The sequence below is a fragment of the Stenotrophomonas sp. YJH_SMC_37 genome, assembly GCF_059370035.1.
Genome location: NZ_JCAFTG010000007.1, coordinates 1 through 13715, shown reverse-complemented (window position 1 = coordinate 13715; position 13715 = coordinate 1). Strand labels below are relative to the sequence as shown.

Annotated in this window: 11 protein-coding genes; 6 read left to right on the top strand and 5 right to left on the bottom strand. The window is 61.2% G+C overall.

Annotation, left to right across the window (positions count from 1 at the left end; all coding sequences use genetic code 11):
- Positions 1-8: 8 nt before the first annotated feature.
- Together AC5P8J_RS11410 and AC5P8J_RS11405 are read left to right on the top strand one after the other, a co-directional pair.
- A complete protein-coding gene (locus AC5P8J_RS11410; protein ID WP_494540058.1) occupies positions 9-2327 on the top strand; it encodes a TonB-dependent receptor in 2319 nt (772 codons plus the stop codon).
- Positions 2328-2431: 104 nt separating this feature from the next.
- Positions 2432-2818, top strand: coding sequence for a hypothetical protein (locus AC5P8J_RS11405; protein WP_430371255.1), 387 nt, complete (start codon positions 2432-2434; stop codon positions 2816-2818).
- A gap of 70 nt (positions 2819-2888) precedes the next feature.
- On the opposite strand, the gene AC5P8J_RS11400 is transcribed toward AC5P8J_RS11405, so the two are convergent.
- Together AC5P8J_RS11400 and AC5P8J_RS11395 are read right to left on the bottom strand one after the other, a co-directional pair.
- Complete coding sequence (locus AC5P8J_RS11400) at positions 2889-3554, bottom strand: hypothetical protein (protein ID WP_495216789.1); 666 nt, start codon at positions 3552-3554, stop codon at positions 2889-2891.
- Between the two features lie 163 nt (positions 3555-3717).
- The gene (locus tag AC5P8J_RS11395; RefSeq protein WP_217014462.1) at positions 3718-5217 is read right to left on the bottom strand and encodes a YifB family Mg chelatase-like AAA ATPase; all 1500 of its coding nucleotides are present in this window, start codon (positions 5215-5217) and stop codon (positions 3718-3720) included.
- A 534-nt stretch (positions 5218-5751) separates the two neighbouring features.
- On the opposite strand from AC5P8J_RS11395, the gene AC5P8J_RS11390 reads away from it, so the two are divergent.
- Positions 5752-6675 (top strand): RHS repeat-associated core domain-containing protein, encoded by a 924-nt coding sequence (locus AC5P8J_RS11390; RefSeq protein WP_478405517.1) that lies wholly within the window; start codon positions 5752-5754, stop codon positions 6673-6675.
- A gap of 587 nt (positions 6676-7262) precedes the next feature.
- On the opposite strand, the gene AC5P8J_RS11385 is transcribed toward AC5P8J_RS11390, so the two are convergent.
- Complete coding sequence (locus AC5P8J_RS11385; RefSeq protein ID WP_478405516.1) at positions 7263-7793, bottom strand: cold-shock protein; 531 nt, start codon at positions 7791-7793, stop codon at positions 7263-7265.
- 45 nt (positions 7794-7838) lie between these two features.
- Positions 7839-8195: a hypothetical protein gene (locus AC5P8J_RS11380; RefSeq protein WP_053443631.1), complete on the bottom strand. Its 357-nt coding sequence runs from the start codon at positions 8193-8195 to the stop codon at positions 7839-7841.
- Positions 8196-8844: 649 nt separating this feature from the next.
- Between AC5P8J_RS11380 and AC5P8J_RS11375 the strand changes: the two genes are divergently transcribed.
- Both AC5P8J_RS11375 and AC5P8J_RS11370 read left to right on the top strand, forming a co-directional pair.
- Positions 8845-9447, top strand: coding sequence for a DUF998 domain-containing protein (locus AC5P8J_RS11375; RefSeq protein ID WP_478405886.1), 603 nt, complete (start codon positions 8845-8847; stop codon positions 9445-9447).
- A 54-nt stretch (positions 9448-9501) separates the two neighbouring features.
- Positions 9502-9867, top strand: a complete 366-nt coding sequence (locus AC5P8J_RS11370) for a hypothetical protein (RefSeq protein WP_478405515.1) — start codon at positions 9502-9504, stop codon at positions 9865-9867.
- A gap of 1263 nt (positions 9868-11130) precedes the next feature.
- Here the strand turns inward: AC5P8J_RS11370 and AC5P8J_RS11365 are convergent.
- Entirely contained in the window at positions 11131-11736 is a 606-nt protein-coding gene (locus AC5P8J_RS11365; protein ID WP_495216788.1) for a tyrosine-type recombinase/integrase, read from the bottom strand.
- Between the two features lie 254 nt (positions 11737-11990).
- Here AC5P8J_RS11365 and AC5P8J_RS11360 point away from each other — a divergent pair, with 254 nt between their 5' ends.
- Positions 11991-13160: a hypothetical protein gene (locus tag AC5P8J_RS11360; protein ID WP_478405513.1), complete on the top strand. Its 1170-nt coding sequence runs from the start codon at positions 11991-11993 to the stop codon at positions 13158-13160.
- The last annotated feature ends 555 nt before the right edge of the window (positions 13161-13715 follow it).

Below are 13715 nucleotides of genomic sequence, written 5' to 3'. Positions count from 1 at the left end.
CTGCTGCCATGAACACCCCACCCACGACACGCCTTGCCTTGGCGATCATCGCGGCCATCACAGCCCCTGCGTACGCCGCAGAAACGCACGATGCCGCGCACGACACGCCCACCACGCTCAATGCCCTGCAGGTCATCGCCACGCCGCGTGGCGCCGCCGTGGCACCGACCCAGGTGGTCGGTCCCAACCGCTACATCATCAAGGCCGAAGACCTCGACGCGATGGTCACCGGCAACAACGGCCTGGCCACGCTCAAGCAGGTGCCCGGTGCCAGCTACACCGCCACCGATGGGCTGGGCCTGGATATCTCGGCCACCAGCCTGTTCGTGCGCGGCTTCCGCATGAATGAAATGGGCATCACCTTCGAGGGCGTGCCGCTGAACGACAACGGCTTCCTCTCGCTCACCGGCACCAGCGTGGTGAACGTGGGCGTGCCCGATGGTATCGGCGCGATCACAGTCAGCCCTGGCGGCGCACCGGTCAGCGTGTTCTCCAGCAGCGTCAACGGCGGCAGCCTGGAATACCGCCTGCGCGAGCTGCAGGACACGCCCAGCCTGCGCGTGAAGCAGGGCGTGGGCAGCAACAACACGCTGGTCACCACCGTGTCCGGGCAGAGCGGCCAGCTCGGTGAGCATGGCCCGAAAGTGCTGGTCGACCTGCAGCGCGTGTCCGCCGACAAGTACCAGGGCGAGGGCACGCAGAACTTCCTGCGCGGCGACCTGAAGCTGCAGCAGGACGTCGCCTGGGGCGATGTCACCGTGTTCCTGTCCGACAGCAAGGCCAAGGTCTGGGGCTACAACAACATCTCCTTCGACATGATCCGCAAGCTGGGCTGGAAGGCCGACATCTTCTATCCCGATTATGCGTGGGCGTGGTACGTGGCCTCGCCGGAAAACGCGGACAAATCCTGCGGCGCCTACACCTGCGGTGAGCTGTCCGAACTGATTCCGTACGACACCGGCCAGACCACCCGCGACCGCGTGTCATCGATCAACCATCGCTTCCAGATCACCCCGGCGCTGAGTGGCAACGTGCAGCTGTACAACGCCAACAGCCACACCCAGGCCACGCTGACCGACCCGACCGTACCGTCGCCCAACGGCGCACCGTTCTCCGAACAGGTACAGACGCCGCGCCTCAACCGCCTGGGCGGCATGGTCAACCTGCAGTTCGAGACTGGCGCGCACACCTTCACTGCCGGTTTCTGGCAGGAGAAGAGCAAGGCCGCGGCCAAGACCGAGTGGTACCAGCAGCCACTGCTGGGCGAGCGCCCGCCGCTGAAGGCCACCGGCCCGTTCGACGTGTACGGCCCCGCGTTCAAGACCGACAACGCATCGAGCTGGGTGACCCGCTCGCGCCAGTTCTACCTGCAGGACGACATCGTGCTGAACGACACGCTGAAGCTGGGTGTCGGCTTCAAGGCCGTGGACTTCCGCACCCGCGGTGGTGGCCTGGGTGATGCCAAGGACCGGCCGGTGAACGGCACGCTGCGCGCGAAGAGCAACTTCCTGCCGCACGTCTCGCTGTTCTGGAGCCCGACCGAAGCCACCGATGCCTTCATCGACCTGGCCAACACCATGAACGGCTACCGTGTGGCCCAGCGCGGCAACATCGGCTACACCGCCTCGGCATGGACCATCACCGACCAGGAAGAGTTCGACCGCGTGGCCGGCACGCTGCGCCCGGAGAAGAACTGGAACCTCACCGTAGGCGCGTCGCATCGCTTCGCTCGGCTGACGATCACCGGCGACGTGTTCTACAACGACATCCGCAACCGCCTGCTGTCGGCCGCCATCGGTACCCAGTTCACGCAGATCAACACGGTTCGGCTGATGCCGAAGATGCATGTGATCGGTGCCGACCTCGGCATCACCGCCGACCTGACCGACCACCTGCAGTTCTATCAGGGCGTGGCCGTAGCCCGTTCGTACTACGACAGCGATTTCGTGGTGGGCGACACGGTGTACCCGATCAAGGGCAATGCCCAGCCGGGCTACCCGCAGATCTCGCTGGTCAGCGACCTGTCCGCGCACTTCGGTGACTGGCGCTTTGGTGCAACCAGCACCTCGTACCTGCGCCAGCCTTTCACCTACGAGAACGACATCCGCGTGCCGACCTTCTGGCAGGTCAACACCTATGCCGCCTACCGCTTCGGTGCAGACAGCGCAGTGCCCGGCCTGGAGCTGCGGCTGGACGTGAGCAACCTGTTCAACCGCCACAACATCGGCACCGCCACCATTGCCGGCTCGTCGTTCTCGGGGGACTACCAGACCCTGCAGCGCAGCGCGCCACGGCAGCTGATGTTCAGTACCTCGATGACCTTCTAGGTAGATCCACGCAATGCGTGGATGCACTTGGCGGCCCCCCAAACCCACCTGGCCCCCTTGGGCAATCAACAGGGATTTTCTGGCGGCGACGCAAGGTTCCCACAATGTTGCTGGGTCATGCTGTCGGCATGGCTCAGTACAACCCGCGAACCCCGCTGTTCGGCATCCGGGGCCCAGGACGGCCCCGGCAGGCGCCGTCCGTGACACCTGTGATCGACCTGCAGGCCGAGTACCAGTTCTGGCACGTCTACGAGCGCGTGGTCCGTCCGTTGCCCGGTGGGGGGCTGCGGCTGGCCTGGCTGGTGTGCCAGAAGGTGTACCGGGACCGGTGGCAGCACCCGGACGACAGCGACGAGGCGGCGTTGTCGCGGGTGCTGTTTGGCGGGAACATGACGGCTGACCGGGCGTCGGAGCTGGCGGAGCTGCACGCGCTGGTCAGCCGTCGGGTGGCGCTGCTGGCGAAGCGGGGACGGTTGCATTCGGCAGCCTGATGCCTGCCCTTGGTGGGGTCGACTGTTAGTCGACCGCTCTTCGCACCCGGCCGCAGGAGGACACGCGCAGTCAGCGTCTATTCGACTCGGGCGAACATACCAAGGTGATTCCGTCTTCCGGGTATGCCTGAGGAAAGCGGTTGTTCTCACGACACCATGTCGCGGCGGGCGGCGATAGCCATTCGATCAGCGTCAGAATCTCATCGTGGTGCCCGCGCAGGTTCCAGCCGAGGATCGGTTCGTGATGGGCGACGCGGTTGCGTAGCACGCGTATGCGAGTCAGCGGTCCCGAAAAGCTCCTCCTCTTCAGTCCCCTGGGCGCACTGGGGTCCGCAATCCGGTGAAGGATCTGCTGCCAAAGGGCCTCGTAGTCCTTGTTGAACATTGTTGTCCAGAAACTGAAGGTGAGACTGGCGACCACACCGCCTGCTGTTACCGTCTTTCCCGCTCTGACCAATTCGTTGACGGCTTTGGCGACCTGCTCGAGTTGATGAGCAACCTTCAGGGCGCCAGCGCCTCGGCCGTACCACGCCTCGCCCTTGGCCTGGGTCAGAACGGTGTGGATGCGGTTTCGCAGTGCCACTTCCAACGTCTGCAGTGGTGCGTAGAGGCTTTCAGACAAGTGGGTATTGCATCCATACAGGGCGATGGCTCGGCTACGGTCGCCCCCCGCCCAATCCAGGTAGCGGCCAAAGCGCTCCAGGGAAAGGGCTTCTTCGAATCTGTCATGGCTCATCGCTGCCTGGACGCCTCCACTGATGCCGATTGCAGTGTGCCGCCGTGTGGGGTACGGTGGTCAGGTACACCCCGGTACCGTCTCTGTCCTTCTGGGCACGCGGCCGGGGTATTTTTTTGATTGTTGCTGCTCCCGTGCGGACGAGGGTTCCCGGCAATCAGGCTCATGCATTTCCCCGATCCAACTGCCGATAGCCAATCGCCTCAGCCAGATGCGCGGTCTGGATACCCTCGCAACCCGCCAGATCCGCAATCGTGCGCGCCACGCGCAGAATCCGGTGCATCGCCCGTGCGGAAAGCTGCAGACGTTCAATCGCCTGCTCAAGTAGATCCTGATCGGCCTCGCTCAGCTTCGTGCACGCCCGCAGCGCCGCCGGCGGAAGATGTGCATTGAGCCCGCCACGTGCCTGCTGCCGGGCATGGGCGGCTTCCACCCGTGCACGTACCGCAGCACTGGGCTCACCCAGTGGCGTGCTCTCCCGCAGCTCCACCGCGTCCATTCGCGTTACGCCGATGTGCAGATCGATGCGGTCCAGCAACGGACCGGACACCCGCGCACGGTAGCGGTTGATGCGCTCGTCGCTGCACAGGCAACGGTTGCTGCGGTCACCGGCCCAGCCGCACGGGCAGGGATTCATCGCAGCCACCAGTTGGAACCGCGCGGGGTACTGCACGCTGCGCGCCGCGCGGGCGATGCGGATGTGGCCGGACTCCAGTGGCTCGCGCAGGGTTTCCAGCGCGCTGCGGTTCCATTCTGGGAGCTCATCAAGGAACAGGACTCCATGGTGGGCCAGTGATATTTCACCGGGGCAGGGCGGGTTGCCCCCACCCACCAGCGCCGCCGCGCTCGCGCTGTGATGGGGCGCTCTAAAGGGCCGCTGCCGCCAACGTCTTGGGTCCAGCCCTTCGCCACTCACCGACGCAATCGCGGCAAGCTGCAGCGCCTCAGTCTCTTCGGTATCCGGCAACAGGCTGGGCAGGCGCGAGGCCAACAGTGTCTTGCCGCAGCCAGGACTACCGATCAACAACAGATGGTGCCCACCGGCAGCGGCCACTTCCAACGCGCGCCGTGCATGCGCCTGCCCGCGCACGTCGGCCAGATCGGGCAGTGGCAATGGTGTCGTGTCCACGCGCTCCACGGGTGGCAACAGGCGCGGATTGCCCAGCCCGGCGCAGCATTCCAGCAGCGTACGCGCCACACGCACATCAGCGTGCTCGGCCAACGCAGCCTCTGCGGCATTCCCTGGCGGCACCACCAGGATGCGCCCGGCTTCGGCGGCCGCGATCGCGGCGGGCAGCGCACCGGCCACCGGCCGCAGCTCACCGGTCAGGCCAAGCTCGCCCAGGAACTCGTATTGCAGCAGCGACTGCGGATCGACCTGTCCGCTGGCCGCAAGAATTCCCAAGGCAATCGCCAGGTCGTAGCGACCACCTTCCTTGGGCAGGTCCGCAGGCGCCAGGTTCAACGTGATGCGCCGCTGCGGAAAGTCGAAGCGCGCGCAGAGCAGGGCGGCTCGCACGCGCTCGCGGGATTCGCGCACGCTGGTTTCCGCCAGGCCCACGATTTGGGTGACAGGCAGGCCGCCGGAGAGATGCACTTCCACCCGCACCAGCGGGGCATCGACCCCGGCGCGTGCACGGCTGTGGACCAGCGCCAGGCTCATGTGTGGATTCCTGCAGTCGGGCGCTTGATGATGCGGCAGGTAAGCTGCGGCCAACCATCGGGAATTGCTGGTGAAGCGGCTAGGGGGATTCCGGCAGACGGTTGGGGCATGCCTTCCTCCTCTGCGGAAGCAAGATTCGGCCATCAAGTGAACGATGGACGCCAATTCGCCGTGCTACTCAAATTGACGTGCTACTCAAATTGAATGGCGTCGGTTACACATGGCCACGCATTTCCAAGCGCTACGCCAATTCCACTTGGGGCATCCAGGTGGTGCAACCATGGATGCTTCTGGAAAAACAGCGTGGCAACAGCCACCGCTTGATTCACGTCAACTCGCACTGGTTCTCAATGTGACTTCCCCAGCCATCGGGGGCTGTGATATGAAGACGGAATCTTGCTGGAAGGCTCTTTCAAGGGGATGGGGGGAACGTTTGAGGAGGCTGATCGTCGTGTTTCCCTCGTCCTTTTGGGGGTGGCGAAGCGCATTCCCGAACGGGGCCCCGTGGGGGCCTGGCTCTGTTGCACACTAATGATGAGCCTGGCGCTGACGCCATCGGCAAGTGCCGAGACGGTCACCTACATTCATACCGATGCGCTTGGTTCGGTGGTTGCCGAGACCGACGCCAATGGCAACGTGGTCAAGCGCTATGACTACGAACCCTATGGAGCCGTTGTTGGCGGGCAGGTTGCGGATGGACCTGGATATACGGGACACGTGAGCGACGCTGCCACTGGGCTGAGCTACATGCAGCAGCGCTACTATGATCCCCAGTTGGGACTCTTCCTCTCGGTGGATCCGATCTCTACGCATTCAAGCACGAAACACTTCAATCGATACAGCTACGCTTATGGCAATCCGTACTCCTTCACCGATCCGGACGGAAGGGTTCCGGTAATGCCATTCATCTACGGCGCCGTCCTGGGCGGCCTCGCAGACATCGCGGTCCAGAAAGCCATGAATCCGGATAAGCCTATCGACAAAGTGGAGGCTGGCATTGCTGCTGCGGTTGGCTCAGTCTCCGGAGGCGCTGGTGGAGTGGCCGTTGCGGCAGTGGGTTCCGGCACGATTTCGGTAGGGCGTGCGGTTGCCATACAGACCGTGGTCAATGCGGTGGCGGGCGGTGCTGGCTCCGCCGCAGAGAGCGCAATCAAAGGGCAACCCATCACGGCGGAGGGCGTCGCTTCAAATGCGATTGGCAGTGCAGCGGGTGGATTGGCAGCCTCCGGGGTTGGCGTTGCCATGGGTGATTTCGCAGGCCCAGCTGCACGCGGATCACTCCAACGGCTGAGTCAATCCCGCGGCCCAGGTGGGCCGAACATGGCAAGTGCCACTGCGTCAACCGGAACTGCCATTCCCAGGCAATCGGCACTCCAGGGTGCGGCGTCCCAAACGGGTCAGGGCCTGGCGGGAGCAGGGGCGACTATCGTGCAGAAGGACCTGGAGAAGAAAAAATGAGTCCCTTGTTGAAAGGCCTCATAGGCACTCAGCTTCTCGCTGCGGTCTTTGGCGTTTCTTACTTCGCAGTTCTCACGTACCGCAATTACCCGGACGCTATGCATACGGGATTGCGTATTTGGGGCTACTTCGCGGTGATCTTCCTATTCCTTCATCTGTTTCTTGCGCTGAAGCAGTGGTGGGAAAATTCGCGTCGAAGGCGATAGGCGTGCCCCCTTCCGTGATCTCGTTTGCACTAGAGAACAAGTCGCCCAATGGGCGGCTTGTGCTTTTTGCGGGGAGGTTCACCGGCGTTCAAGTGAAAGCATGCCAATCTCCACATTGGCTGCTGGAAAAGCTGCGTTCACTTCAAGTCCCTGGCGGCTTGCGAGTACTGATGGCCCTCTCGCTCGCCATGGGCCTGCCGGGCTGCGGGGAAGAGGTGGAGAGTTCAACGTATCCCATTGGCCAGACGGGAGAGACGTGCACCGCCTACAAGGGCTTCGACCGCCAGCCTCCTGAAGTAGTTGTGGCGGAGCTTGGCCCCTCGGGATCGAGCATCGGGCGGCCCCTTGCTGTTCAGACGCAGCGCCACTGTGAGCGTCAGCCTACGATGGTACTTCAGCGCTGAAGTCGTTGGTGGGATCGGGCTGGCGGATGCCGGGCGCCCCAAGCAGACACCGTTGCTCATCCAGCACCAACCCATTGAAGCGCCCAAACCGCCTCTCAACCCACGAAGGTCCCGCGCTTTCCACCAGCAACCGCCCCTGGCTTTGATGCAGATCCAGCCAGCGCTCGAAGCTGGTGCGCAGACGCTCGATGTCCGGCGCCCGCCACCGTGCATCGGCGGGCATGCGGATCAGCACGCGCGAGGGCGCGTTCTCCACGTCCAGCACCAGAACGCCCTTGCAGCGGATTTCGAAGGACGTTGCCCCAGCATGGCGCGCGTGCAGTTCAAAGCCCTCCTGGGCCTTCGCGGTCACGAAGCCGCGCGCATCACTGTGCAGCAGGCGGTAATCGGCCGGCTGCAGCTTCTGGTAGGCCCACACCTGATCGCCCGCGGGCTCGGGCCACTCCACCCACAAGGCGCCGATCACCGCGATGCACACCACCGCAGCGGCCAGGCCGTGCATCTTCATTCGTCACCCCGCACACAGGCAGAAAACTCCGCGCCGTAAGCGCGCTCAGTCCTTGGGTCGCATCCGCTCGTGGATGAAGGCGGTCAGCGCGAGATCGGCCATCACCAGCCCCTCCATCACCCGGTCGCCCACGTACTGTTCGGGCTCGCCGTTCTGGCGCGTGCGCTCGGCCGCCAGCAGGATCTCCTGCACGATGCGCTGGCCGGTGAGCGCGCAGTCGGCGTCGGACAACTGCATCTGCCGGCTGCGTAGATGGTGCCGCTCGGGCCAGGGCTGGCCGTCGGCCGCGGCGCCCGCGCCGATGGCGTGCAGGATGGCGATGAGGCTGTTGGGGTCCAGCGCGGGCGCGGGTGACGGCGCTTCCTGGATGGGGCGCGGGGGAGGGGAGTGCGGTGTGGTCATGGCGGGCTCCTTGCAAGCAGGCAGAAGCCGCCACCGATAAAGGTGGCGGGCAGAGCGTGGCTCGAAAACCGGGCTATTAGGAAGAAACCGGCGGGCACGAGGCCCCCACGCCCCGCCCGCCATAGCCGGCAGACGGAATGCCAGCCGGCACCCCGCAAGGTGATGCCGGCTGGCAAGTGCAAACAACATCCTAATAGCTCGGGTTTTCGAGGCCCGGCCACCCGTTTTCGGTGGCGATACCAGAGTTGCCTGACGTAGTTGGGAATGCCAAGGGGTAGGGGTCAATGCCGCCAAAACCCGAGACGTTTTTGGCATTGTCGCATAGCACCGGAAGCGGCGAGAGCCTTGGCGTGCCAAGCGGAACGGCACTTCTGGAACGGAGTCGGCAGAACCTTCGGCCAGAGATGCCAGGCGCGGCAAATGCGACAGCACTCGTCCATGGGACATGCGTGATCGCTCATACAACCGAACCGCTGCGACACCGGCTGGATGGTTTAAATGACTTCCTGCCTATTGAACCTACCGAGTGCCGCGCGCAATCTGACTACCGCTGTAGTCAATCAAGGCGGTCCTGCCGACAGCAGCAAGGTTCCGCAGCGTTCGAATGGACTCCACCCACTGGCGCAGGCCAGAACAAGGATCACTGCACGTGCAACGCCGCAGCCGACTACTTCTCTGCGCGGGTCTGGTCCCGCTCCCGTGGTTCCTGTTCTGGATCAGCGTTGCCGCCGTGTTTGCGCCGGGCTACAACCCGCTTGCACAACACGCCAGCGAGCTGCTGCAGGCGCCAACGCTTGCAAGCATCTGCGCCAGGATCGCCGCCATCGGCTCCGGCGTGGGATTCGTGGCGTTTGCCATTGGGGTATGGCGGGAGTCCGGCCGCCGGATTGCCTTGGGCGCGATCTGCTGGATGATCTTTGGCATCTCCATGCTGACCAACGGGCTCTGGCCCATGGGCCATCCGATGCACGGCTTCTACACCATCGGCATCGCAAACATCATTGCACCGGCGATGTCGCACATCGAATTGAGCGCGTGGTCGGCCAACCGAAGGGCGTACGCCGTGACTGCTATGGTGAGCATCGCGGGCATCGTCTATCTCTGGTTGAACGTGGTGGGAGCGGATCCGGATGGGTTCAGGGGGCTGACCCAGCGCGTGTTTTCATCGATCAACTCGCTGTGGCCGTTCCTGGTTGCGCTGTACCTGCTGCGAAGGGGTTCAAGCGCGCTGAAGGCGGAGCCGGCGCATTGATGGAAGGGTATGCTGCACTTGGGCGATGATTGAGCGTGCGGAGTTGAGAGCAAGATGAGAATTTTTCGCCGCCAGCTGATCTACGTCCAAGTGCACCAGGACCATTTTATTGCGCGCTTGGTCGGTGGAGACAGGACCATCCGCCGCCAGTGTCACGCCCTTGGCAATCGCGCGGGTCCGATCAAGGACTTTTCGAATATCCAGCCCCAGCTCAAGGCGATCTTCTCGGAACTCCTGCCTGGGTTCTCTCTCGTCAAGCCGTGGGGGATTCTGCACTTTGATCCGGTTGAGTACCCGGTTACGAAGGAAGAACTGGCCGGGTTTCAGAAGGCTGCCATGCAAGGTGGTGTGAGCTTCTGTTTTCTCTCCACGTGGGAGCTGCGGCATGAAGACAGGGATCTGTTGGAGATGTTCAAGTAGGGGCCGGCTCGAAAATTATTTCAGGGCCAAACCGCTTCGTGATTGGGCGTGGTTGAAATATTGTGAGCGTCCGCCTCTGGCCGAAAGCGGACATCGGCGGGGCTTGGCCCGGTCCACATGGAAGTCCGGGCGGGCGCCACCCTCGCGTTACGTCAGCAGCTACTGCCATCATGTGATACCGGTCGCGGAGCTCGACAGGGTCGGCAACCTGGAGCCTTGATCAATGGGCACTATGACCGTAGCATCAGGCGATGCAAGCGCGGTGGTAGGGCTGCTCACTGTAGAGCACGGCAGCTGTGACTGTGCACGGTACCCGCCTGGTAAGGGAAGGCCGACGTAACCAGGCGTTGGGCAGACAGATCAACTTTGGTGGGATCATGGAAAAGGATGTCGCACATTACGTATGGCGGAGCATCGCAGCTTTGGTGTTCTGCGCGATCTTAATCGCCACTTGTTTGAGCTTACATGCTAATCCGCAACCGAAATGGTTTGATTGGGTAGCGGCGGCGCCAGTGTTGTACATCATTTTTAGTCTGGCGTTTTTTAAAAATGATAGCGCTCTTGTCGAAGAGCTTGACTCAATCTTGGCTCGAATCAAAAGAGCTTTCAGCAAGACTTCGTAAGGGGTTTGGTGCGCCTGCGTTACGAATTGCAGTTGTAGCGCAAATTCCTTGCATCCGTATCAACTGGAGCTGCTTCAGATCAGTAGGGCATCGGAGTGAATGTTCCGCAGTGGGCAAGGGCGTGATGATAGAGCTTTCCATCTCAACGATCAGATCAACGCCTATCATTGTCTACGCCTTAGCGCTGGAAGACGGCTGCTTTTACGTGGGTCAATCCTGCAAGTTCATAGAACGGGTCGCCGCGCACTTTGATGGGAAGGGATCTGCCTGGACAAGACGTCACCGACCGGTCGCAGTTCTCTGTGCAAAGACGGTCCGGACGCGGGACTGGAAAGTAGCTGAGCGATTTGAGAACAGGCTAACTGTCTTTCTAATGGCCAAACATGGCTGGCAGAAGGTGCGCGGTGGTTTTTGGTCCAACATCTGCGAGAAATCAACACGCGGCGGCCTGATTCACCACGGTAAAACCCACGTCCTCTAGCCGCCTCCAAGCAGCGGTCGCAGGGCGGTCCCGAGCAGGACAGGGTGGGACTGGGAGATGGTTGGAATTAGCACTCGTTATCAGGGGGAGGGTAAAGGTCTGCTTCTGGCCGATCCTCGACCTTCTGCAGGACGAGGACCAGCTTTCCGGGCTCAGACGTCAGTCCGCTCGGCGATCTCCAAGGCATCCTCCACGTCTATGCCCAGATAGCGAACGGTGCTCTCTAGCTTCGTATGCCCACGCAAGAGCTGAACGGCCCGAAGGTTTCGCGTGCGTCGGTAGATCAATGAAGCTTTGGTCCTGTGTGCCGTAGGAGCCCGACTCGAGGCCGGCATCTTTCACCCAGCGATGGACGATCCAGGCGTGCTGCCTCGTCGACAGGTGGGGCGATTCCGCGACGCGGCTGCGGAACAGGAAATCCGAGACCTTGAGGTCAACATAGGCGATCCAAGCCTGGATGGCCTCGCGAGTCGATTGGGTGATCTCGAACTGGACAGGTCGCCCCGTCTTTTGTTGCAACACGATTGCGCGGGATGCTATTTGGCCGCCATGCGAGACGTCAGATACCCGAAGCTTAACCAGATCGCAGGCGCGTAGCTTCGAATCAATCACTAGGTTGAACAGAGCGAGGTCGCGGATCTTGTGGCCGAGCTGAAGTCTGATCCGGATAGCCCAAATGTCCTTCAGCTTCAGTGGGGCCTTCTGGCCGACCAGCTTTCCTTTGTTCCACGACTCGAAGGGTTGAGGTGTCTGGAGAATTACCATGGCCAACTCCTGGTAGAGGGATTGGCCAGCGTTCGACTAGCACGAAAAGCTGGGCGTGATGCGACCCATAGCGACCATTGATCCGCCGCCAAGCCTAGTGCTGCGTCACGGTTTCGCTGCCTTGTTAGGCGGACCCAGCCGCCCTAAGATCGAGCTGTATCACGGGCAAAGCCCATCATGCGGCGCTTTGTGGGTAAGTCGTATAACCGGACCCACGGGTCCGTCTATTAGGTAATTGGCCATCAGGGGGGATCATGGCGAGCAAAAATTTGAAGGATCATGCAATAACCGCATCGCTCAACATATTACTAGAACTGTTGAGTGACAAATCACTGCAAGATCCCAAGGTTGCTTCGGATGAAGTAGCTCAGTTCAATCGAGACAAGCTTCTTAACGTCGTACGAAGCCTAAGAACCCTTGTAAACCAGAGTTCGGCGACCATGGTTTCAGAGTCAGCTCTGAATCAAATGAACTCAAACCTTCAGCAGCCAATATCTGAGCTAACATCATTCGTTTCCGATCGAAACGTCGGCCACCTTGCAAACGCTGTATCTTATATTGATCAGAACGTTCTAAATTACGCATGGGCCTTCTACCCAAGAGCTTCGCCTACCTCCAGAGCTGAAGTTGCTGAAATTCTTGATGCTGTTCAAGAAAAATCAAGAGAAACCTTCGGAATTCTGGACGAGCAGAAGAATGAGCTCGCTGAGCAGATCGGTCAACTCGTCAAGCAGATTGAGGCACAAAAGAATCGGCTCGACGAGATTCAAGATGCATCCACGAAGTCAAAAGCTGAGATGACAGCTGCTCTTGCGAACCTGGAAACAGTCTTTAACAAAGATCAAACTAAGCGCGACACTGAGTACGCCGAGTTTCTGCAGCAAGTGAGAGGTGAGTTCTCTACGGCTAAGACTGACTTCTTCAGCAATGCCGAAGCAGTTCTATCCGCGCTTGAAGGACACAAAAGTGATGCGGCGAGAATTGTTCAGGTTGTCGGGGACATTGGCGTAACGGGCAACTATCAAACCATTGCAAATAAAGAAACAAGTCAAGCCAACTTGTGGCGCTGGATCACTATTGGTCTTTTTACATGCGGGCTAGCAATGGCAGGCATTACCTTCCATAAGTTCTATCATGAGCCGGTAACGCCGGATAACACATTAGCGATTGCCGTCCGCCTACTCTATGCACTCGCTATCGCAGCGCCAGCGTTCTACACCGCGCGTGAGTCAGCGCGTCATAGAACAAATGCTGATCGCGCTCGTCAAACTGAACTTGAACTAGCCTCATTGGGACCGTTCATTGAGCTCCTACAAGATCAGGACAAAGACGAGATCAGGAAATCACTGATCTCTACCTACTTCGGACGCCCTGTGGACCCACACGAGATCCGGACCATTCTTGACCCAGACAAAAAGAATTGATGGCTAACAATTCGTTCAAACCGACGCCGCGGTGCGGCGCGGCTCAACTCAAGCGTTGAACGTCCGCTGCTGGCCGGAAGCAGTCGTGGGCTCGACATGGCAGCATCTGACCCAAAGCGGACATACAGCAATACCCGGGCGATAAGCGGTCTCTTCGTGACCGTGAGGCGGCGCTATCCGAAACTCAGGCCAGATTCACCCCAAACGCGCAGCCGGATCGTCCCGGCCTGTATGTGGCGCAGCGGTGGCGGAATTTCTAGGACACGGTGCCAATGCTGTTCCGAGATATCAAGCGCGTCGAGGACGTGGACACGACCTGCCCGGACCGAGGGGCCGAAGCCACCCGCTCCGAGTGCTTGCGGCAGCAGCTGGTGGCTGATGTGAAGCTGCTGCGGCATCGCTGCTAGGGGCGAAGTGATCTGGCCCCCTGAAAACGGACGCCATGAAGCCGTTTCAGGCGGCAGCCCGGAGCTGCCGGGCGTAGTTGTTAGGCGAGTGGTAGCCCAGCGCCGAGTGTAGCCGGGCTGGATTGTAGAAGCCGTGGATGTAAGCAGC

Bases quoted from the DNA above. Each gene is read 5' to 3' on its own strand.
- AC5P8J_RS11410 (WP_494540058.1), top strand. From the start codon at position 9: ATGAACACCCCACCCACGACACGCCTTGCCTTGGCGATCATCGCGGCC.
- AC5P8J_RS11400 (WP_495216789.1), bottom strand. From the start codon at position 3,554: ATGAGCCATGACAGATTCGAAGAAGCCCTTTCCCTGGAGCGCTTTGGC.
- AC5P8J_RS11370 (WP_478405515.1), top strand. From the start codon at position 9,502: ATGAGAATTTTTCGCCGCCAGCTGATCTACGTCCAAGTGCACCAGGAC.
- AC5P8J_RS11365 (WP_495216788.1), bottom strand. From the start codon at position 11,736: ATGGTAATTCTCCAGACACCTCAACCCTTCGAGTCGTGGAACAAAGGA.
- AC5P8J_RS11390 (WP_478405517.1), top strand. From the start codon at position 5,752: ATGAGCCTGGCGCTGACGCCATCGGCAAGTGCCGAGACGGTCACCTAC.
- AC5P8J_RS11380 (WP_053443631.1), bottom strand. From the start codon at position 8,195: ATGACCACACCGCACTCCCCTCCCCCGCGCCCCATCCAGGAAGCGCCG.
- AC5P8J_RS11395 (WP_217014462.1), bottom strand. From the start codon at position 5,217: ATGAGCCTGGCGCTGGTCCACAGCCGTGCACGCGCCGGGGTCGATGCC.
- AC5P8J_RS11385 (WP_478405516.1), bottom strand. From the start codon at position 7,793: ATGAAGATGCACGGCCTGGCCGCTGCGGTGGTGTGCATCGCGGTGATC.
- AC5P8J_RS11405 (WP_430371255.1), top strand. From the start codon at position 2,432: ATGTTGCTGGGTCATGCTGTCGGCATGGCTCAGTACAACCCGCGAACC.
- AC5P8J_RS11360 (WP_478405513.1), top strand. From the start codon at position 11,991: ATGGCGAGCAAAAATTTGAAGGATCATGCAATAACCGCATCGCTCAAC.